The 21135-nt window shown below is 71.0% G+C and carries 13 protein-coding genes and 1 tRNA gene; 10 read left to right on the top strand and 4 right to left on the bottom strand.

The window, feature by feature from the left end; all coding sequences use genetic code 11:
* Positions 1–545 precede the first annotated feature (545 nt).
* Positions 546–3926, top strand: a complete 3381-nt coding sequence (locus K3N28_RS11425) for an adenylate/guanylate cyclase domain-containing protein (protein WP_228092659.1) — start codon at positions 546–548, stop codon at positions 3924–3926.
* Positions 3927–4475: 549 nt separating this feature from the next.
* Positions 4476–6380 (top strand): serine/threonine-protein kinase, encoded by a 1905-nt coding sequence (locus K3N28_RS11430; RefSeq protein ID WP_228092660.1) that lies wholly within the window; start codon positions 4476–4478, stop codon positions 6378–6380.
* A gap of 154 nt (positions 6381–6534) precedes the next feature.
* On the opposite strand, the gene K3N28_RS11435 is transcribed toward K3N28_RS11430, so the two are convergent.
* Both K3N28_RS11435 and K3N28_RS11440 read right to left on the bottom strand, forming a co-directional pair.
* Positions 6535–7530: a ribonucleotide-diphosphate reductase subunit beta gene (locus K3N28_RS11435; RefSeq protein ID WP_228092661.1), complete on the bottom strand. Its 996-nt coding sequence runs from the start codon at positions 7528–7530 to the stop codon at positions 6535–6537.
* 109 nt (positions 7531–7639) lie between these two features.
* Complete coding sequence (locus K3N28_RS11440) at positions 7640–10012, bottom strand: ribonucleoside-diphosphate reductase subunit alpha (RefSeq protein ID WP_228092662.1); 2373 nt, start codon at positions 10010–10012, stop codon at positions 7640–7642.
* A 364-nt stretch (positions 10013–10376) separates the two neighbouring features.
* On the opposite strand from K3N28_RS11440, the gene K3N28_RS11445 reads away from it, so the two are divergent.
* Positions 10377–10449 (top strand) — tRNA-Arg (locus tag K3N28_RS11445).
* Positions 10450–10628: 179 nt separating this feature from the next.
* Here K3N28_RS11445 and K3N28_RS11450 read toward each other — a convergent pair.
* On the bottom strand, positions 10629–11210 hold the full coding sequence (locus K3N28_RS11450; protein WP_228092663.1) for a dihydrofolate reductase family protein: 582 nt from the start codon (positions 11208–11210) through the stop codon (positions 10629–10631).
* 130 nt (positions 11211–11340) lie between these two features.
* Positions 11341–11658: a DUF3817 domain-containing protein gene (locus K3N28_RS11455; protein ID WP_228092664.1), complete on the bottom strand. Its 318-nt coding sequence runs from the start codon at positions 11656–11658 to the stop codon at positions 11341–11343.
* Between the two features lie 154 nt (positions 11659–11812).
* On the opposite strand from K3N28_RS11455, the gene K3N28_RS11460 reads away from it, so the two are divergent.
* From K3N28_RS11460 to K3N28_RS11490, 7 genes are all read left to right on the top strand, one after another.
* Positions 11813–12463 carry an LppX_LprAFG lipoprotein gene (locus K3N28_RS11460; RefSeq protein ID WP_228092665.1) on the top strand — a complete coding sequence of 217 codons (651 nt, stop codon included), beginning with the start codon at positions 11813–11815 and terminating at the stop codon, positions 12461–12463.
* Positions 12450–13946: an MFS transporter gene (locus K3N28_RS11465; RefSeq protein WP_228092666.1), complete on the top strand. Its 1497-nt coding sequence runs from the start codon at positions 12450–12452 to the stop codon at positions 13944–13946. The genes K3N28_RS11460 and K3N28_RS11465 overlap by 14 nt, the downstream gene beginning before the upstream one ends.
* A 10-nt stretch (positions 13947–13956) precedes the next feature.
* Positions 13957–14247 (top strand): GNAT family N-acetyltransferase, encoded by a 291-nt coding sequence (locus K3N28_RS11470; RefSeq protein ID WP_228092667.1) that lies wholly within the window; start codon positions 13957–13959, stop codon positions 14245–14247.
* Positions 14248–14430: 183 nt separating this feature from the next.
* A complete protein-coding gene (locus K3N28_RS11475) occupies positions 14431–14937 on the top strand; it encodes a histidine phosphatase family protein (RefSeq protein ID WP_228092668.1) in 507 nt (168 codons plus the stop codon).
* A gap of 140 nt (positions 14938–15077) precedes the next feature.
* Positions 15078–17048: an AAA family ATPase gene (locus K3N28_RS11480; protein WP_374209755.1), complete on the top strand. Its 1971-nt coding sequence runs from the start codon at positions 15078–15080 to the stop codon at positions 17046–17048.
* Positions 17049–17351: 303 nt separating this feature from the next.
* Positions 17352–19049 (top strand): ABC transporter family substrate-binding protein, encoded by a 1698-nt coding sequence (locus K3N28_RS11485; RefSeq protein ID WP_228092670.1) that lies wholly within the window; start codon positions 17352–17354, stop codon positions 19047–19049.
* A gap of 232 nt (positions 19050–19281) precedes the next feature.
* On the top strand, positions 19282–20976 hold the full coding sequence (locus tag K3N28_RS11490; RefSeq protein WP_228092671.1) for an ABC transporter substrate-binding protein: 1695 nt from the start codon (positions 19282–19284) through the stop codon (positions 20974–20976).
* Positions 20977–21135 lie beyond the last annotated feature (159 nt).

Raw genomic sequence — 21135 nt, forward strand, 5'->3', positions numbered from 1 at the left:
GCGCGCCGACGCCTGCCAGTCCTCCGGATCGGACCCCTGAGGTCTCGTCCATACCCGCTCACGCCCATGCCGAGCGGTTCCGCGATCCGTCGCCGACTGAACCGGACCGCCCGCCGGGACGGTCCTACGGGTACGGAGGCGCGGCGGCGGGAGGTGCGGAAGGGCAGGTTCGGGCCTTCGCGGTCGGAACCGTGAGGAGTCGGTTCGGCGGTCATCGGTCCGGCCTTGAGGCCGTTGCCGGGCTCCCGATCGCCGAGGCCGACCGCGAAGTCCGCCCTGCGGCCCGGCCTCGCCGGCTTCATCGGGTTCTGTGCGATCGGCGGGTTCTGCCGCGGCGTCCGGTTCGGGCTCCGCGGGCTCAGCCTTTCAGCCGAGCCGCCGGTCCGGTTCTCGGGCAATTGTGCCTTGGCGCACAGGTATCTGTCAGGTAGGCCACGTATCCTTGCCAGCGTGAATCGCACGATCCTCCCCCTTCCCACAAGGAGTGGGGAACAACACACCCCGGTCTCGGCGTTGGTGCTGCTGTGACCTGCCCATTCTGCTCCGTGCCCACTGTGCCGGGCGCGCGCTACTGCCACAACTGCGGTGCGCCGCTGTCCCCCGAGGCGACCGCTCCCCAGACCGAGCGCCGCTACGTCACGGTGCTCTTCGGCGACCTCTCCGACTTCACCACCTGGTCCGAAAGCCTCGACCCCGAGCGCGTCTCGTCCGTCACCGACCGGCTCCTCGCCGAGTGCGTCTCCGCCGTCAACGAGTTCGGCGGGCACGTCGACAAGCTCACCGGCGACGGGCTCATGGCCGTCTTCGGCGCACCCCTCTCCCACGAAGACGACGCCGAGCGGGCCGTCCGCGCCGCTCAAGCCATGCAGAAGCGGGTCCGCCGGCTCCTCAAGGCCGAATCCGGCGGCGGCCTCCCCATCGGCCTGCGCATCGGGCTCTACTCCGGCCTCGTCGTCGCCGGCATGCAGGCCAACCTCGAATACACCGTCATCGGCGACACCGTCAACACCGCCGCCCGCGTCTGCGCGGTCGCCTCCGTCGGCACCGTCTGGGCCGGCGCGGAGACCATGCGCGCCACCAAGCACACCGCCGCCTGGCGCCGCCTCACGCCCGTGCGCCTCAAAGGCAAGCGCGAACCGGTCGACGTGTTCCAGCTCCTCGGCCTCGAAGACGAGCCCGGCACCCGCGCCAGCCTCGGCGACACCGCCTCCTTCATCGGACGCGACGCCGAGATCGGCCGCGTCACCGGCCGCCTCGAAGCCGTCATCGACCGCGGCGAGCCGCTCGTGCTCATCCACACCGCCGAAGCCGGCATGGGCAAGACCCGCTTCGCGCGCGAAGTGCGCACCATCGCCACCGAGCGCGGCGCCCGCGTCCTCACCGTCCGCGTCGCCCCCTACGGCGAGGGCCGCCGGTTCGGGCCGCTCGCCGACCTCGTGCGCAAGGCCGCCGGGCTCCGGTTCGACGACGACCGCGCCACCGCCGAGGCCAAACTCCGGCGCATCGCCGACGGCCACGCCGACCACGGCGAGTGCCGCCTCAACATCGCCCTGCTGCTCGGCCTCCTCGGCCACGGGCGGCCCGGCGCGACCGACCGCCCCGGCGGCTTCACCGGCCAGCAGTCCGACGCCTACACCATCCCCGAGGCCGTCGCCGAGCTCATCACGCACATGGCCACCCAAGGGCCGCTCGTCCTCAACATCGACGACCTGCACACCGCCTCCGCCGACGGCATCGACGCCCTCGGCGTCGCCCTCGCGAAGATCCACGGGCCCGTCCTCGTCCTCCTCTACGGCCGCCCCGAACTCACCCGCTCCTCCGGCGTGCTCACCCGGATCTCCGAAGCCGAGGTCCACCCGCTGCCGCCGCTCACCGGCGCCGACGCGGCCCGGCTCCTCCGCGAGTTCCTCGGCGGCGGCCGCCTCCCCAAGCCCGACGAGGACCGCCTCCTCGGCTTCGCCCAGGGCAACCCCTACTACCTCGCCGAACTCGTCACCCTCCTCACCGAGCAGGGCCTGCTCACCGGCGACGGCGACCAGTGGCGCCTCGCCGCCGGGTCCCTCACCGGCCGGGTGCTGTCCCGCGACCTCGCGCAGGTCCTCGGCGCCCGCATCGACGCCCTCACCCCCTCGGCGCGGGCGCTCCTGCGCGCCGCCTCGATCTTCGGCGACGCCGTGCCCCCCGAAGCCGCGCAGCTCCTCGAGAAAGAGGTCCCCGGCGAGTTCGACCGCGCCCTCCAGGAACTCCTCGACCGCCGCATGCTCCGCCGCCGCTCCTACGGCGGCTACCGCTTCGTCACCCCGCTCCTGCGCCAGGCCGCCTACGCGCCCATCGGGAAAGCCGACGCCGCCCACGCGCACGCCGAGATCGCCCGCTGGGCCGCCGACACCGAGCTCGAAGGCCAGAGCGCCGACGACCTCGTCGTCTTCCACGCCGAGCAGGCCGTCACCCTCGCCAAGGAAGTCGAGATCGAAGCGATCGACGAGGTCTGGAACGTCCTCCCGCTCGCCGTCGAAGCCGTCCGCAAGCAGGCCGCCCGCGCCATGGACGCCTCCGAGCCCGAACGCGCCGTCGCCCTCCTCAACGGCGTCGAGCGCCTCGCGCCGCTCTCCTCCGACGACCGCCTCCTGCGCGGCCGCGCCCTCACCCGCCTCGGCCGCACCGAGGAGGCCGAGGCCGAGATCGAAGGCCTCGCCATCGACATCGGCCTCATCGTCCCCGCCGACGAGAACGAGCACGCCGACCACGAGGAGCACCCCTCCGGGCGGCTCTTCGGCGACGACTTCCCCGAGGACGAAGCCGAACTCGTGGCGCAGCTCCTGCTGCTGCGCGGCCGCCTCCACCGCTACAAGGGCGAACTCCAGGACGCCCGCACCGCCTGGACCGCCGCGCTGGCGCTCTCGCGCCGCGAGGGCCTCGCCGGCCCCCGCTGCGACGCGCAGTGCCGCATCGGCCTGCTCGACTTCCTCGCCGGGCACCTCTCCGAAGCCGAGGCCCGCTTCCTCGACGCCTACGACACCGCGTTCGGCGTCGGCGACGACAAGCGCCTCGCCTGGGCCCTCCAGCACCGCGCGTGGGTCCTCGTGGCCCGCGGCGACTTCGACGGCGCCGACGACGTCCTCCGCGAGGCCGCGAAGGCGTTCGCGCGCCAGATGGACCTCGTCGGCCGCGCCTGGGTCCGCGGCGTCTCCGCGTTCGCGCTCCTCATGGCCGGCCGCTTCACCGAGGCGAAGCGCCTGTCCGACGTGTTCATGCCGATCGGGGAGCGCTCGGGCGACGTGTTCGCCGTCGGGCTGCTGCGCGCCATCGGCGCCGCGGCCCAGGTCGGCCTGGGCATCCCGGCCGGGGCCGACGCCGCCGCCCGCAAGTCCTTCCGCGACTTCGAGCGCATCGACGACGACTGGGGCCGCGGCTTCGCCAAGTACGTGCGGGCCCTCGCGGCCCGCTCGATCGGCGCGCTCGACCACGCCCTCGACCTCGCCGCGGGCGCGGAGGCATACGGCGCGAAGACCGGCCACCCGCTCCTGATCAGCTTGGCGCACAACCTTAGAGGCCGCTGCGCCCTCGAAGCGGGGGACTGGGCCGCGGCCGAGGCCGCCGCCGAGGAGGCGCTCGCGCTCGTCACCGACGACGTGCTCGAACCGGGCCGCGCGGCCAACACCGCGCTCCTGGCCGACGTGCGCGCCGCCAAGGGCGACCGCGCCGAGGCCCTGCGGATGCTCGGGGCGATCGCGGCGCACTTCGACGAGCCGTCGCTGGGCCGCCCGCGCCGCGCCATCGTCGCCCGCTACGCCCAGCTCCTCGACGAGGACGGCCAGGTCGAGGAGGCCCGCAAGTGGGCCCTGACCGCGCTGAAGTCCTTCGGCGAGGACCCCGAGGCGACCGCATGGGCCGAGGGGTACCTGGAACGCGCCAGCGTCTCGTGACGACCGGATCCGTCGAAGGCGGGCGCCGCGGAATCCCGGGAGGACGCACCGCTTGTGCGCCGACCGCCTCGGCGCTTCCTGGGATGCTGGTTCTCATGGGTCAGACGCAGCGGGTGGACGGGCGGCCCTTTCGGACCGCGGCCTTGCGGCACGGGGCCCGTTCCAGTCGGGCCGCCCGTCCTCCCGCGCGCCGCACGGGGGATGCATTCACTATGCGTCACGCGCCTCTGCCCCTGGGGAAGCGACATATCAACCGTTCGGCCAGTTATCGCTGGCTCTTCGTCCAGGGGTATACAGAATCGTGGGCGCGTTGCCGTAACGTTATGCGTGAAAGGTCCCATGACTCGGATCCCCCAGGCCCGGGCATCGCGACCGAGGCTCGGTACGCCCCCTCGCATCGACCCGCGCACCGACCTGCACCGAACACGGCACTACGCTAAATCACGGCTCGCGAAGCGTCGCCGAGCGGGCTGCATCTCGGCCCGAAGGCGTCGCCGAGAAGGCTCATCCCCGGCGCGCGAGCGCCGCCGAGAACGGAGGCTGTATCCAGTGGACACCATCTCGTCCTACGGTGCTCCAACCGCTCCACACCTCTCCCCGAACGCCCCCCTCTCGCCGCCCGGCCCGCGCGCCGAGGCCGACCCGGAGGCGCTCCTCAAAGGGATCGAGCGCCTGACCGCGTTCCACGAGATCGACCGCGGGGCCTTCTCCACCGTCTACAGCGCCACCCGCACCGACGACGGCGCCGAAGTCGCCGTCAAGATCGAGGCCCGGCCGCTCACCGACGACGCCTCCCGCGAGCGCTTCCGCCACGAGGTCCAGACCGCCGGCCGCCTCTCCGACCACCCGTGCGTGGTCAAGATGCTCTCCGCGGGCCTCACCCACCAGGCCAACCCGTACGTGGTCATGGAACGCTGCCGCGGGTCCGTGGCCGACCTGCTCGACCGCCACACGACGATCCCGCCGCACCGGACCATCGAGATCGGCATCCGCATCGCCGACGCCCTCGCGGCCGCGCACGAGGCCGGGATCGTCCACCGCGACGTCAAGCCCGCGAACCTCCTCGTCGACCACCACGGCCACGCGGTCCTCGCCGACTTCGGCCTCTCCAGCCTCATCGCCGCCCCCCGCCCCGGGGAACCGGTCTCGATGATGGCCACGCCCGCGTACGCGCCGATGGAGGTCTTCCAGATGCGCGAGGTCGGCCCCAGCGCCGACGTCTACTCGCTCGCGGCCACGCTCTACACGATGCTGAGCGGGACGCCGCCGCGGTTCCCCGCCGACGGGGTGCTCGACATCAACGACGTCGCGGCCCTGTTCGACCAGCCGATCCCGGCGATCCCCGGTATATCGCCGCTCCTGTTGGAGATGCTGCGCACGGCGCTCATCAACAACCCCGGCGGGCGCCCGACCGCGGTCGAGTTCCGCGAGTTCCTCGCGAGCATCCCGGAGGCGTCGACCGGTTTCCTCCCGCGCGTCACCGACGACCCGCCGGTCTCGCCCGCGCCGCAGGGCGTCGGCGTCTACGGCGCCTACTCCTCGCCGCCGCGCGAGGAGATGCGGGCGGCCGCCCCGCCGTCCGAGGCCCAGCCCGGTTACGCCGAGCTCGACCCGAGCGCGTTCCCCGACACGCCGTCCACGGTCCGCCTCGGCGAGCGGCCGTCGACGCTCCGCCTGGCCCCGGGCAAGCGCCGCGGCCGCACTCCCGAACGGCAGGCGGCGTACGCGTCCGCGGTCGCCCCCGAAGCGACCGCGCGCATCGCCACCGCGCCGGTCAGTCCTCCGGTGAGCCCGTCCGTGACTCCCGTGGCCCCCGAGCCCGGTCTCGGCGACGACGCCGACAAGTGGAAGTCCTTCGCCGCCGGCTCCCGCGACCACGACTCGCGCCTGCCGGTTCCCGTGGCGCGCAACGAGACCGGTCTGACCCGCCGCGAACGCCGCCTCAAAGAGGGCGACACCGGCTCCGGCATCGGCGCCCTCATCGGCATGGGCGCGGCCGGCCTGGTCGTCCTGGGCCTGCTCATCACCGGCGGCATCTGGCTCTTCGGCGGCGGCGGCGAGAGCAAGGACCTCGCCGAGCAGTCCATCGCCGACGAGTATGTGAACCCGTGCGCGCTCGACGCCGAAGGCTACGGCTGCGTCACCGAACCGACCTGCTACGACGCCGCGTTCGCCGCGGCCAGTTGCGACGGCGCCCACCTGTGGGAGGCCTACGCGACCGGCCGGCTCCCCGAAGGCGTCACCGACGCCGCGGGGGCCCGCGCCGACGCGACGGTCGCGGAGGCGTGCGTCGAGGGCCAGCGCGACGGCGGCCCGCTCTCACTGCTCGTGGGCGCCGACGCGATCGACTGGGTCACCGACGTCCATCTGCCCGGCGACGGCTCGTTCCAATGCGTCGCGCAGCTCTCCAACGGCACTGAGGCTTCGGGCGCGGTCTTCGCCCGGGCCGGATAGCGGCCCGGAGGCGACGGGTCGCGAAGCGACGCGCAAGGCCCTCCGCGTGCGCGGAACGAACGGAAAAAGCCCGGCACCTCTCGGTGCCGGGCTTTTCACCGCGGCAGGGACTGGGTTCGCTCACGGCTCGTCGCCGTGCTCCCGCGGCTTCGGATCAGAACTCCTCGTCGAGGTCGACCTTGCCTTCCACGGCCACTTGGTAGGCGGTCGGCCGACGTTCGAAGAAGTTCGTCAGCTCTTGGACGTCCTGGAGCGCCATGAACGGGAACGGGTTCTCCGAGCCCCACTTCTTGGGCATGCCGAGGCGCACGAGGCGCTGGTCGGCGGCGTACTCCAGGTACGACTTCATGTCCTTGACGGTCATGCCGGGCATGCCCTCGCCGATGAGGTCCTCGGCGAACTGGAGCTCGGCCTCGACGGCCTCCTCCAGCATGTCGGTGACCTGCTGGCGCATCCGCTCGTCGAACAGCTCGGGCTCCTCCTGGCGCACGACGTCGACCACGCTGAACGCGAAGTTCATGTGGCAGGACTCGTCGCGGAAGACCCAGTTGGTGCCGGTGGCGAGCCCGTCGAGCAGGCCGCGGCTGCGCAGCCAGTACACGTACGCGAAGGCGCCGTAGAAGAACAGCCCCTCGATGCACGCGGCGAAGCAGATGAGGTTGAGCAGGAACGTGCGCCGGTCCTCGGCGGTCTTGAGCTCCTGCAGCTCGAAGACCGAGTCGATCCATTTGAAGCAGAAGTCGGCCTTGCGCTTGATCGACGGGATGTTGTTGACCGCGTCGAACGCCTTGGTGCGCTCCTCCGGGTCGGGCAGGTACGTGTCGAGCAGCGTCAGGTAGAACTGGACGTGCACGGCCTCCTCGAAGAGCTGGCGCGAGAGGTACAGGCGCCCTTCGGGGGAGTTGACGTGCTGGTACAGGTTGAGCACCAGGTTGTTCGCGACGATGGTGTCGCCGGTGGCGAAGAAGGCCACGAGGCGGTGGATGAGGTGCTGCTCCTGCGGCGTGAACGCGGCCAGGTCGGTCAGATCGGAGGCGAGGTCGACCTCCTCGACGGTCCAGGTGTTCTTGATGGCGGCCCGGTACTGGTCGTAGAAGTCCGGGTACTTCATCGGTCGCAGTGTCAGGTCCATGCCCGGGTCGAGCAGCATTGGCGGGTCCTCTCTCGTCGTTGGCTCGGGGTGCGGGGCGGGTGCACGGCTCGCAGGCGTCGCCGTGGAGGGGCGCGGGCGGGGCCCGGGGGCCCCGCCCGCGAGGGTCTTACTGGCAGGCCTCGCAGCTCTCCGGGTTCTCCAGGGAGCAGGCGATGTCGGCCGGGATCACTTCCAGCTCCGCGGGCGGCTCCTGCGCGGCGGCGGGCGCGCTCACGGTGGTCTGGTTGATGCGCGTGGCCGGGCGGCTGCGGAGGTAGTACGTGGTCTTCAGGCCCTGCTGCCAGGCGTAGCGGTACATCGAGGAGAGCTTGCCGATGGTCGGCGAGGCCTGGAACAGGTTGAGCGACTGGGCCTGGTCGATGAACGGCGTGCGCGCGGCGGCCAGGTCGATGAGCGCCCGCTGCGGCAGCTCCCAGGCGGTGCGGTAGCGCTCCTGGAGGTCGGCCGGGATGACGTCGACGCCCTGGACGGAGCCCTCGGCGACCACGATGGCCTGGCGGACGGTCTCGTTCCAGATGCCGCGCTCCTTGAGCTCGGCGATCAGGTGCCGGTTGACCTGGAGGAACTCGCCCGAGAGCGTCTCGCGCTTGAAGACGTTCGAGACGACCGGCTCGATGCACTCGGCGCAGCCGGCGATCGAGGCGATGGTCGCGGTCGGCGCGATCGCGATCATGAGCGAGTTGCGCAGGCCGTGCTCGCCGATCTGCGCGCGCACCGCGTCCCAGCGCTCGCCCAGGGTGACCCGGGCGTTCGGGTAGTGGTCGAGGTGGAGCACGCCGTCGGCGGCGCGGGTCTCGGCGAAGTTCGGGTGGGCCCCGAGCTCGGCGGCGAGCGACGCGGACGTCTCGTACGCGACGATCGCGATGCGCTCGGCGATCGCGGTCGAGAGCCGCAGGGCCTCCTCGGAGTCGAAGGCGAGCTTGAGCTTGAAGAACACGTCGGCGAGGCCCATGCAGCCCAGGCCGATCGGGCGCCACTTGCGGTTGGCCTTCTCGGCCTCGGCGGTCGGGTAGAAGCCGAGGTCGATGGTGCGGTCGAGGAACTTGACGGCGGTGCGCACCGTCGACTCCAGCCGCTCGAAGTCGAAGCCCTCGGTGGAGCAGTGCTCGGCGAGGTTCACCGACCCGAGGTTGCACACGGCGGTCTCGGAGTCGTTGGTGACTTCGAGGATCTCGGTGCACAGGTTCGAGAGGTGGATGACGTTCTCTCTGCGGGCGGTCTGGTTCGAGGTCCGGTTCGCGGTGTCGGAGAAGGTCATCCAGCCGTTGCCGGTCTGCGCCAGGGTCCGCATCATGCGGCCGTACAGCTCGCGGGCGGCGACGGTCTTCCTGGCCTTCCCGGCCGCCTCGGCGGCCCGGTACGCCTCGTCGAACTCCTCGCCCCACAGGTCCACGAGCTCGGGGGTCTCCTTGGGGTCGAACAGGGACCACTGGGCGTCGGCCTCGACGCGGCGCATGAACTCGTCGGGGATCCAGTTCGCGAGGTTGAGGTTGTGGGTGCGGCGCTCGTTGTCGCCGGTGTTGTCGCGCAGCTCGAGGAACTCCTCGATGTCGGCGTGCCAGCTCGCGAGGTACACGCACGCGGCGCCCTTGCGGCGGCCGCCCTGGTTCACCGCGGCGACCGACGAGTCGAGGGTCCGCAGCCACGGCACGATCCCGTTCGAGTGCCCGTTGGTGCCGCGGATGAGCGAGCCGCGCGACCGCACGCGGGACCACGCGATGCCGATGCCGCCGGCGTACTTGGAGAGGCGCGCGACCTGGCTGTAGCGCTCGTAGATCGAGTCGAGCTCGTCCTTGGGGGAGTCGAGCAGGAAGCACGAGGACAGCTGCGCGCGGCGGGTGCCGGAGTTGAACAGCGTCGGCGAGGACGGCAGGTAGGACAGCGTCGACAGCAGGCGGTAGAGTTCGGCGGCCTCCTCGACCGTCCGGCTCAGCCCGCACGCGACGCGGAGCATGAAGTACTGGGGCCGTTCGAGCACGGTGCGGTGCTCGGGGTGGCGCAGCAGGTACCGGTCGTAGACGGTGCGCAGACCGAAGTACTCGAAGCGGTCGTCGGCGGCGTCGTCGACGACGGCGTCCAGCGCCGCGGCGTTCGCCTCGACGAACGCGACGAGCTCCGGCGCGAGGAGCCCGTTGTCGCGGCAGGCCGCGATCGAGGTCGTGAACGAGGTGACGCCTTCGCCCGCGGTCTCTTCGGCGATGTGCTCGGCGAGGAGCCGCGCGGCGAGCTTGGAGTAGGTGGGCTCGGAGGCCACGGTGGACGAGGTGATCTCGACGGCCCGCTCGCGCAGGGCCCGCTCGGTCGCGCCGGGCCACAGGCCCGCCTCGATCTGGGCGACGACGCGCTCGGCGTCCACGTCGGGCAGGTCCGCGGCGTGGACGCGGATGCGCTCGGCGATCAAGGCGGCGGGGCCTTGCTCGGGGCTCCGCTGATGCGGAGCGGTGGTGGCGGCGGATGGCGTGGTGGCGAGCCCGGTCATTGCTGCATCCCCTCGTGATGTGCGATCCCTGCGGATCGCGTTCGGCGGCACGGCGGCGCCGCCCTCCCCGCATGGCGGGAGCGGAGGCTGACAGCACCGACCTGACAGAGGGGAATCATACATGTAGTGGTCAGTCGTCGGACCTTCCCCAACATGTTGCGATTTTCGAACGGATCGAGGGGTGTAACCCCAGCGTGTCCGCTAGGCTCGGAGGTTTCGGCGGGGTCAGCGTAGCCCCGGGATCCGGCGCTCCCCGCGTCAAACCGCCGACGCCGCCCGGGTGTGATCCTCGACGGCCAAACCGGCTGCGGGGGCGCGCCCGCCCCCTGGTAGCATCGTCTCGGTCCGGCGCTCAGCCGGCCATGCCTCCGTAGCTCAGTGGATAGAGCACTGGTTTCCGGGACCAGGTGTCGCAGGTTCGAATCCTGCCGGGGGCACAGCAGCGAAGACGAGCAGGGCCGGGGTTTCCGCGAGGAGCTCCGGTCCTGCTCGTCTTCCCGTTTCCGGAGGTGTCCGGACTGCGGCGATGCCGGAGGGGCCCGCGCGGATCCGCACGGGCCCCTCCGGCGTCGCTCGGTTCAGAGCGGGTTCAGTCGCTCGCCGCGCGGGCAGGCGTTCAGTGGTGCAGCGTCGGCCGGTAGATGAGCTCTTGGGTGTGGCCGTCGAGCGTGTGGTGCTCGATCAGCTCGAGGTCGAAGTCGGCGGCCCCTGCGAAGATCGGGGCGGTGCCGGTCTGACCGCTGACCACCGGGAAGATCGTCACGTGGACGCGGTCGACGAGCCCTGCGTTCATCAGCGCCCTGTTCAGCGACAGGCTGGCCTGTGAGCGCAGCGGCACGTCCGATTCTTCCTTGAGCCGCGTGACGATGTCGACGGCGTCACCGCTCACGATGGCCGCGTTCGGCCAGTCGAGGGTGTCGTGCAGCGTGGAGGAGATCACCGTCGCCGGCATGCGCCTGGTCCGGACGTTCCACTCGTCGAGCGTGTTGGGGTCGACGCCCGCGGACATGCTCTGCGCAGTCTCCCGAAAGGTGGTGGCCCCGAAGACCATCCGCTGCTCGGTGTCGAACAGGGCCGCGCGACGCTCGAGCAGCTCGGGACCCTGCTTGCCCCAATAGCCGCCCCAGTCGCCGTCGGGGCCGTACGAGCCGAAGCCGTCGAGGGTGGAAAAGACGTCCCAGGTGTAGGTCGCGGGCATGTCGCTCTCCTAGTGTGCGATGCGGCGCCTGATCGGCGGCTCGGCCGTGGCTTCGGCCGTACCGTCACCGTAGGCGCCGGAGCCGCCGCTCCGCTCTCGCCGCACTCACGTCCACCCGGGCGAGCCGGCCTCAAGCGGGCTGGGCGGCCCGTTCGGCTTCGAGGAACTCCTGCTTCTTGTAGTGGTGGAAGACGAAGGGGGCGAGGGGGATCACTGCAGCGATGAGGGCGACGAGCGTCGTGCCGAAGCCCCAGCCGAGGCGGCGGCGGATCAGGAGCGTCCCGAGGACCAGGAGCACGAACAGCGCCCCGTGCAGGGACCCCAGCGGCATCACCAGGTCGATCTCGGAGACCCGGCTCAGCAACGAGCCGAAGACGAGCAGCAGCACGAACGACCAGCCCTCGGCCAGCGTCAGCATGCGGTAGTGGAAGACCGGGTTCGCGATCACGGGAAGGTGTCCTCTCGGCGGGCGGCGCAGGGGCGCACGGGTTTCCTGCGGCCGACAGTAACACCGGATTCGCCCCGCGCCCGCTGTGGTCTTCGGCGGCCGGTTCCCCCTCACGCGCTCCCTGAGGGCGGTTCCGGCGGCATAGGATCGGGGCATGCGATCCAAATCCCTCGTGCTCGCCGGCCTCCTCGCCCTGACGCTCAGCGCCTGCTCCGGCGACGAGGTCCCGCCCGCCGACGAGGTCATCCCCGACGCCGCCTCGGCCATGGCCGAGGTCGAGAACGTGCGCTTCGACCTGGCGGTCGACGGCGAGATCCCCGGGCTCGACGTCAAGGCCGCCGACGGGGTCGTCACCGCCGACGGCGCGGCCGAGGGCACCGGCACGCTCACCGCCCTCGGGATGGACATCGAAGCCGAGTACGTCGTCATCGGCGAAGAGGCCTGGGTCAAGGGCCCCACCGGCGGCTTCCAGCAGATCCCCGTCGGCGACGACATGCTCCCGTACGACCCCACCGTCCTGCTCTCCCCGGACCGGGGCGTCTCGGCGCTGCTCGAAGCCGTCGACTCCGCCGAACCGCAGGGCGCCGAGGAGGTCGGCGGCGTCGACGCCTACCGGTACGCGGTCGTGTTCGACCCGGCCGCGTTCGCCGAGTTCATTCCCGCCGAAGGCGACTGGAACGACGCCACGGTCTGGTTCGACCAGGAGACCTCTCGGGTCGTCAAGGCCGAGTTCGCCCAAGGCGACGCCACCGTGACGCTGCTCCTGTCGGACTACGACGAATCGGTGACGATTGACGCTCCCTGACCCCGGTCCGGCCCGCAGGCGGATCGCGCTCGGCGCGGCCGGGACCGCCGTCCTCATCGGCTCGATCGACGCGTACGTGCTCGTCTCCGTGCTCGTCGACATGATCGGCGAGTTCGACATCCCCGTGAACCACCTGGAGCGGGCCACGCCGCTCGTCACGGGCTACCTGCTCGGCTACACGGCCGGGATGCCGCTGCTGGGGCGCCTGTCGGACCGCTTCGGCCGCAAACCGGTCATCCACCTCTGCCTGGCGGCCTTCGCCGTCGGCTCCCTCGTCAGCGCCACGGCCACCGACCTGGCGCCGCTCGTCGCCGGCCGCGCCCTCCAAGGACTCGCCGGCGGCGCGCTGCTGCCGGTGACCATGGCCCTCGCCGCCGACCTCTTCGCGGCCCGCCGCCGCCCCGCCGTCCTCGGCTGGGTCGGGGCCGCCCAAGAACTCGGGGCCGTCATCGGGCCCCTCTTCGGCGCGGGCGTCGCCGCCCTCGTCGGCTGGCGCGGCATCTTCTGGATCAACCTGCCGCTCGCGCTGCTCGCCGCACTCGCCATCCACTTCGCACTCCCGAACGCCCGGACGCGCCGCGACGCCGGGCGCGTCGACGTCCTCGGCGGGCTGCTGCTGGCGGTCGCGCTGGGACTGTTCACCGTCGGCCTCTACAACCCCGAACCGGAGGCCTCGGTCCTGCCGCCCTGGGGGCCGCCCACGGTCGTCGGCGGGGTCGCCGTGCTGGTCGTCTTCGGTCTCCAGCAGTGGCGCTCCCCGGTGCGGCTCCTCGAACCCGACGGGGTCCGCTGGCGGCCCTTCACGGCCGGGCTCGTCGCGAGCCTCGCCGCCGGGGCGGTCCTCATGGTCACCCTCGTCGACGTCCAGCTCCTGGCCCAGACCCTGCTCGACCTGGACTCCGGCGGCGCGGCCCTCCTGCTGCTGTGGTTCCTCATCGGCCTGCCCGCGGGCGCGCTCGTCGGCGGGTTCCTCGCCTCGCGCTTCGGCGAACGCCTCCCGACCGTGATCGGCTTCGCCGCCGCGGCCGCCGCCTACCTCTGGATCGGCCGGTCCATCCCCGACATCGAATCCGGCCTCGCCCTCGCCGGGGCCGCCCTCGGCGTCACCATCGCGCCGCTGTCCTCGGCCGCGCTGCGCACCACCCCCGAGGACCGCCACGGCACCGCCGCCGCGGTGGTCGTCGTCGCCCGCATGATGGGCATGCTCGTCGGCGTCGCCGCCCTCACCTCCTGGAGCCTCCACCGCTTCCAGGCGGCCACCGCCGACCTCGACACGCCCCTGCCGTTCGGCGTGCCCGAAGCCGAGTTCCTCGAGCGCCAAGCGGCCTACCTCGAGGCCTTGGACGCGGCCCTCGCGAACCAGTACGCCGAGGTCTTCACCGCCGCCGCCGGCATCTGCCTCGCCGCCGCGATCGTCTCGGCCGCCCTGCCCGGACGTGTGCGACAGCGCAGTTCCTCGCTGGCGGGCGCCGAAGCTGGATAGTGTTGGCGGCATGGCGGATCTTTCTGTGGTCGAGAATGTCGACGAGCACCGGTACGAACTCCGGGACGACGCCGGGACCGTGCTCGGTTACCTGGAATACCTGACCCGCGAGGACTTCGTCGTCCTCCCGCACACCGAAGTGGACCGTGCCCTCCGCGGCCAGGGCTGGGGCGACCGGCTCGTGCGCCACGCCCTCGACGACCTGCGCGACAAGGGCGCCAAGGCCTACCCGACCTGCCCGTTCGTCGACCGCTGGATCCAGAAGCACGAGGAGTACGAAGACCTCCGCTACCGGCCCTGAGCCCGGCCGGACGGCCCGGCCCGGGCCGTTCAACGGATCTCGGCCCCGCCGTCGCGGACTGTTCACCTCTGCTTCAACTCCGGGTTCAACCGTTGTTCACTCAGGAATGAAGCATCGTCGTATGCGTCTCCAGGCCGCCCTGATCCGACCGTCACGCCGATGCCGCGCGAACGGGGGCCGCTGATGCTGTCCGCACTCATCCTCCTGCGCCACGTCGCCCTCCCCGGCGCCCCCGAGGCGCCCCTCACCGAGACGCAGTCCCGCCGGGCCCGGGCCCTGGCCGACTTCCTCCAGCTCTACAACCCCACCATCCTGCTCAGCGGCCCCGGCCGCGCCTGCGCCGACACGCTCGCGCCCCTCGCCGGCCGCCTCGACCTCCCCGTCACCGCCTCCGACGACCTCAGCGCCGACACCCTCAAGCTCCCGGGCCCCGCGCACGCCGCGGTCTGGCTCGCCGCCAAGGCGATCCGCACCCTCCCCGACCCGCGCCGCACCGCCGTCGTCTGCGCCGAAGGCATCGTCCTCGCCGCGCTCCTCGTGGCCGTGGCCGCCCGCGACGGCCACGACCTCTCCACCTACGACCTGACCGTCCCCCTCGACGGCCCCGACCTCATCCCGCCCGGCGGCGGCTGGGTCCTCCACCGCGACGACGGCCGACTCGCCGACGTCAAGGCCCTCGCCGTGCGATAAATCGATTGCTCCCGCAGGTCAGGCAGCAGTAGGCTCGACGGTTCGTCTGCTTCAATCCTGTCCGAATCCACCGGGAGAGAGCTGTGTCCGAAACCGAACTCGAAGCCGAGATCGCCCACCACGAACGCGCCCGCGCCCACATGGCCGCCATGCTCCGCACCACCGCCGGCGTCCACCGGCTCCACGGCGCCGACTTCGGCGAGAACAGCGAAGGCGGTAGCGGCGACGGTGACGTCGGCCCCGACAAGCACCTCGGCTGGGCCATGGCCAACTACACGATCGCCCGCATGGCCGACCTCAACGACCGCGACATCGCCCTCTTCTTCGGCCGCATCTGGATGGACGACGGCGAGGACTTCCACATCGGCCGCCGTCACATCCGCGACGAACGCAACGACCCGCTCGTCCTCGACTGGCGCGCCCCGCTCTCCGAGCAGTACTACCGCGCCTCGGCCCACGACCGCAAGGACGTCGCCAAGCGCCGCCGCTTCGGCTTCCAAGGCGCCCGCATCACCGGCTTCGAAGACGAGAACCTCCTCCTCGGCGAAGCCGTCGCCTCCGAGATCCTCACCAGCGAGATCGAACGCCCCCGCACCGGGCCCATGCGCGACATCGTCGCCACCATCCAGCCCGAGCAGGACGAGCTCATCCGCCGAGGCGCCGCCACGAACCTCTGCGTCCAGGGCGCCCCCGGCACCGGCAAGACCGCCGTCGGCCTCCACCGCGCCGCCTGGCTCCTCTACAACTACACCGAGAAGCTCGACAAGGCCGGCGTCCTCGTCGTCGGCCCCAACGAGGGCTTCCTCTCCTACATCTCCGGCGTCCTCCCCACCCTCGGCGAGACCTCCGTCTGGCAGGTCACCGTCCAGCAGCTCACCGGCGCCCACACCGCCACCGCGGTCGACTCGTACGAAGCGGCCCTCGTCAAGCACGACGCCCGCATGGCCCTCGTCTGCGAACGCGCCGTCTGGGGCCACGTCGGCACCGCCGCGGACGGCGGCATCACCGCCGACGACGGCCTCCTCATCGCCGACGGCGGCTGGCGCTGGCGACTCGGCCTGAACTACCTCGAAACGGCGATCACCAACGCCCGCAAGCACACCCGCACCTACACCGCCGGACGCAAATCCGTCGAGGACGCCATCGTCCAAGGCGCGCGCCGCCAGGCCGAGATCCGCTCCGGCCACTCCCCGGACGGCAAATGGGCCACCAAGCTCAAACGCGCCCCCGCCGTCCAGGCCTTCCTCGACGCCGTGTGGCCCAAGCTCAACACCAAGACCGTCATGAAGAAGCTCTACGGCGACGCCGCGTTCCGCGCCGACGCCACCCGAGGGATCCTCACCGACGACGAGGCCGCCCACCTCACCGCCGCCAAAGGAGGCAAGCGCACCCCCGGCGACCTCCTCATCGCCGACGAGATCGAATCCCACCTCAAACTCCGCGAACCCTCGGAGTCCTTCGGCCACATCGTCATCGACGAAGCCCAGGACCTCTCCCCGATGCAGTGCCGGGCCATCGCCCGCCGCTCCGGCAAAGGCTCGGTCACCGTCCTCGGCGACCTCGCCCAAGGCACCACCCCGTGGGCCGCCGCCTCCTGGACCGACCAGATGCGCCACCTCGGCAAGGACGAAGTGGAGCACACCGAGCTCACCACCGGCTTCCGCGTCCCCGCCGTCATCATCGAACTCGCCAACCGCGTCCTCCCGCACCTCGGCGTCGACGTCGCGCCCGCCCGCTCGATCCGCGCCGACGGGTCCCTCGATCGCATCCGGACCGCCGACCTCGAATCCGGCGTCCACGAGGCGGTCGCCAAGGCCCTCGCCGAAGAAGGCCTCATCGGCGTCATCGCCGCCGACGACCGCGCCGCCGCGCTCAGGCCGCTCCTCGAAGGGACCGAACGGGTCGAACTCGTCGCCGCGAGCCTCGCCAAAGGCCTCGAATACGACCACGTCGTCGTGGTCGAACCCGCCGAGATCGTCGAAGCCCCGGCCACCGGCGGCGGCACCTTCGACGGCGTCGGCCTCCGCCACCTCTACGTGGCCCTCACCCGCGCCGTCTCCAGGCTCACGGTCGTCCACGCTCAGGACCTGCCCGCCGAGATGGAGGCCTGACGCCTCACCGGTCGTCACCGGGGTCTGCTCGCGCCGGGGACCCGGGCTCCGAGAGGGACTCTGACCGCCCATGCCGCCGGGGTCTGTTCGCCCAGGCTCGCCCGCTGAGGCCTGACCGCCCCGGCTCGCCCATGCCCCCGATGCGGACCGCCTGACGGCCGCCTTCCCGAGCCCAGCACTCAACGTAGCGTCTCGATTACCGAATCTCCCCGAAAGCGGCCGTTCCAGGTGTCACGATGATCCCCAGTCGCGGGCCCGCCGCAGCGCGGCCCACAGGGGACTCACACACGGGGGAGTGGTCATATGCGACCAGCACAAGCGAGGGCCTTCGCCCTCGCCGGATCGGCCGCGCTGGCCGCCGCGGCGCTCGCCGCCTGCGGCGGCGGCGACGGCAGCGACTCGGGCGGCGGGGGCGGGGAGATCACCTGGGCGATCAGCTCGGGCTGGGAGTCATGGAACGAGAACACCGCCGACGGCAACAACTCGTACCTGCACCAGGCGCTCTCGCCCGCGGCGACGACACTGGGCGACTTCGGCCCGGACGCCGAATGGGTCTACAACGACGCCCTCCTCGCCCAGGCGCCCGAACTCACGAGCGAGTCGCCGCTGACGGTCACCTACACGCTCAACGAGAACGCACAGTGGTCCGACGGCGAGCCCTTCGGCGTCGACGACTTCACCTACCTCTGGTACCAGATGTCGGGCGACGAGGCCAAGTGCGACCAGGCCGCGTGCCTGCCGGCCTCCACCGACTGGGGTGCGAACGTCGCCTCCATCGAGGAGACCGCCGACAACGTCATCACGATGACCTATGTCGACGGCTACCTCGACCCGGAATGGCAGTACCTGCAGTCGCCGATGTACCCGGCCCACATCGCCGAGGCGAACGGCTTCACCGACTGGAAGACCGACCCGGCCGTCATGGGCGAGAGCGCCACCTGGTTCGCGGAGAACCCGCCGACCTGGGGCACCGGCCCGTACACGCCCGTGGACGCGGCGGCCGGGAACTACGTCGCGTACGAGCCCAACGAGAACTACCAGGGCTCGGTCGAGCCCGCCCTCGACAAGCTCACCATGAAGGTCGTCGAGGGCACCGAGGCGATCATCACCGAGCTGCGGCAGGGCTCGATCGACGGGGCCTGGCCCTCCGAGTTCAGCCAAGAGGAGCTCGACAAGGTCGAGGGCGACTCGGCCATCACCACCGAGGTCTACAAGGGCTCGATCTGGATCCACATCGACACGAACACCAACAACCGGTTCCTCGGCGACGAGGCCCTGCGCCAAGCGGTGTTCACGGCCATCGACAACGAGGACATCATCGCCAAGGCCTATCCGGACACCGACGTCGCGCCCCGGAGGAACCACTTCTTCGACAGCGAGTCCGAGTACTTCACCGATGCCCTCGGCGAGACCGACCCGCAGCAGGGCAGCGGTGACGCCGACGCGGCGAACGCCCTGCTGGAGGAGGCCGGGTACACCACCGGCGACACGCTCACCACGCCCGACGGCGAGCCGGTCACGCTCACCTTCCGCTACGGCGAAGGCGACGCGACCCGCACGCTCATCGGCGAGCTCGTCCAGGCCTCCCTCGCGGAGATCGGCATCGACGTGACGCTCACGGCGATCCCCGACGGCGAACTGGGCACCGTCCTCACCGAAGGCGACTTCGACCTGGTCGTCTACGGCTGGTCCGGCACGCCCGCGTTCACCACCGCGCCGCAGCAGTACTTCGGCTCGGAGTCGTCGTCCAACTTCGGCAAGTACACGCTCGAAGGACTCGACGAGGCCATCGCGAAGGTCCGCTCGACCACCGACATCGCCGAGTCGGCGCAGTTCGCCAACGAGGTCGAGGCGATGGTCGTGCCCGCCGCGTTCACGCTGCCGCTGTTCGACGAGCCGCAGTCGACGCTCTACAACAACGGCACGCTCGCCGGCATCGTCCCCAACGGCAACAGCCAGGCCGGACCGATGTGGAACATCCAGGAATGGCAGCCCGCTTAGCCGCGCTCGTCTCGAGGGGCGGCCGGACCGGCCGCCCCTCTGCGTATCGGTCCGATAACAATGACCCGGCAAATTCGTACCGAGACGTTCCCATCCGTCCCGTGACATGGCACTGTGTGATCCAGCACTGCCGAGAGGCCGCCTGGCCCCTCCGCGTCCCCGGCGGCAACGAAGCCCTCCGCGGCCCGCATCGGGCGATCCCCTCGGCCAGACCCTATGGAGGAGACACAGCATGGCTCTGACTCGTAGAGCACTCGGCGGCCTGACCATCGGCGGCTCGGCGGCCGTCACCTTGGCCGCCTGCGGCGGCAACGAAGGCGGCTCCGACAGCAACGCCGAAGTGGTCTGGGCGATCGACTACGCCTGGGAAGCCTGGAACGAGAACACCAGCACCGGCAACAACTCCTCGGGCGCGCGGGCGATGCGCCCGATGAACCCGGCCGGGCAGATCGGGTACGACTTCGACACCGAGGGCAACGTCTTCTATGACGACGCCATCTTCGAAGGCACGCCCGAGCTGGTCTCCGAATCGCCGATGGTCGTCAAGTTCGCGCTCAACGAGAACGCCCAGTGGTCCGACGGCGAGCCCGTCCGGCTCGAGGACTTCCTGTTCTACTGGTACGGCGTCTCCGGCAAGCCCGAGCACGCCAACCAGGAGAAGGCCATCCCCGCCTACACCGGCTGGGGAGAGAACATCGCCTCCATCACGCAGGAGGAGGACGGCTCGATCGTCTTCACCTACGTCGACGGCTACATCGACCCCGAGTGGCAGTTCATCGGCGGCGTCTACCTGCCCAGCCACGTGGCGGAGGCCGAGGGTTTCGACTGGCAGAACGACCCCGAGGCCATGGGCGACGCGGTCGTGTGGTTCAACGAGAACCTGTGGGACGTCGTGGTCGGCCCGTACAAGCCGATCGACTGGAAGCTCGGCGAGTACATCAAGTACGAGATCAACGACAAGTACCAGGGGTCGGTCAAGCCGACCATCGAGAAGCTCACGATGACGGTCGTCGACGGCACCGCGGCCGTCGTCACCGAGCTGCGCCAGGGCACCATCGCCGGCAGCCAGCCCGGCGACTTCGTCCTCGAGGAGTACCAGAAGCTCGACGACGCCGAGAACCTCAAGTACGAGACCTACTCGGGCGCCACCTGGTCGCACTTCGACGTCAACGTCAAGGGCAAGTTCCTCCAGGACCTCGCCCTGCGCCGAGCGGTGTTCACCGCCATCAACATCGAGGACATCACGGGGCGGATCTTCCCCGGCACCGAGGTGACTCGCAAGGGCAACCACTTCTTCAGCGAGGGCAGCCCCAACTACGTCGACTACGCCGGCGAGGCCGGATACGGCATGGGCGACATCGAGACGGCCAGGCAGATCCTCACCGACGCCGGGTACACCTGGGACGGCAACGACGCCCTGCTCAGCCCGGACGGTGAAGCGGTGACGTTCAACTTCCGCTTCGCGACCTCCAGCGAATCGCGCAAGCTCACCGGCGACATCCTCCAGGCGCAGATCGAGGGGCTCGGCGTCGCGTTGGAGCTCAAGGGCTTCGGCGACGACGAGTTCGCCGCGGTGCTCTCCAGCGGCGAGTTCGACATCATCGTCTTCTCCTGGGTCGGCGACCCGGCCTTCACCAGCGGTCCGCAGCAGTTCTTCAAGTCCGACTCGGAGTCGAACTACGGCCAGTTCGAGGACCCCGAAGTGGACGCGGCCATCGAGCTGGTCCGCTCCACCTACGACCTCGACGAGGCGGCCGGGTTCGCCAACGAGGTCAGCCGGATGGCCGTCGAGCGGGCGTGGACCCTGCCCCTGTACGACGGTCCGCTGGCGGTCGTGTACAACTCCGATCTGCTCAGCAACATCGGGCCGAACCGGTACAGCCAGGTCAGCTCCGAATGGAACCTGCGCGAGTGGAAGCAGCCGTAGACCGACCGCGACCGGTGGAAGCGGCGGCCGTCGAGCCGTTTCCCACCGTGACAATTCACTGAATTCCCCCGTGGGGCCGATGCGGCATCGGCCCCACGGTCCTTTCCGCGACCTGCAACTGCGTGCAAAGTCACGAATACATCACGAATAAACTCCAGT

The sequence above is a fragment of the Glycomyces sp. TRM65418 genome (genome assembly GCF_019710475.1).
Lineage (GTDB): Bacteria > Actinomycetota > Actinomycetes > Mycobacteriales > Micromonosporaceae > Glycomyces.

Bases quoted from the DNA above. Each gene is read 5' to 3' on its own strand.
- K3N28_RS11440 (WP_228092662.1), bottom strand. From the start codon at position 10,012: ATGACCGGGCTCGCCACCACGCCATCCGCCGCCACCACCGCTCCGCAT.
- K3N28_RS11460 (WP_228092665.1), top strand. From the start codon at position 11,813: ATGCGATCCAAATCCCTCGTGCTCGCCGGCCTCCTCGCCCTGACGCTC.
- K3N28_RS11470 (WP_228092667.1), top strand. From the start codon at position 13,957: ATGGCGGATCTTTCTGTGGTCGAGAATGTCGACGAGCACCGGTACGAA.
- K3N28_RS11490 (WP_228092671.1), top strand. From the start codon at position 19,282: ATGGCTCTGACTCGTAGAGCACTCGGCGGCCTGACCATCGGCGGCTCG.
- K3N28_RS11480 (WP_374209755.1), top strand. From the start codon at position 15,078: ATGGCCGCCATGCTCCGCACCACCGCCGGCGTCCACCGGCTCCACGGC.
- K3N28_RS11450 (WP_228092663.1), bottom strand. From the start codon at position 11,210: ATGCCCGCGACCTACACCTGGGACGTCTTTTCCACCCTCGACGGCTTC.
- K3N28_RS11435 (WP_228092661.1), bottom strand. From the start codon at position 7,530: ATGCTGCTCGACCCGGGCATGGACCTGACACTGCGACCGATGAAGTAC.
- K3N28_RS11485 (WP_228092670.1), top strand. From the start codon at position 17,352: ATGCGACCAGCACAAGCGAGGGCCTTCGCCCTCGCCGGATCGGCCGCG.
- K3N28_RS11475 (WP_228092668.1), top strand. From the start codon at position 14,431: ATGCTGTCCGCACTCATCCTCCTGCGCCACGTCGCCCTCCCCGGCGCC.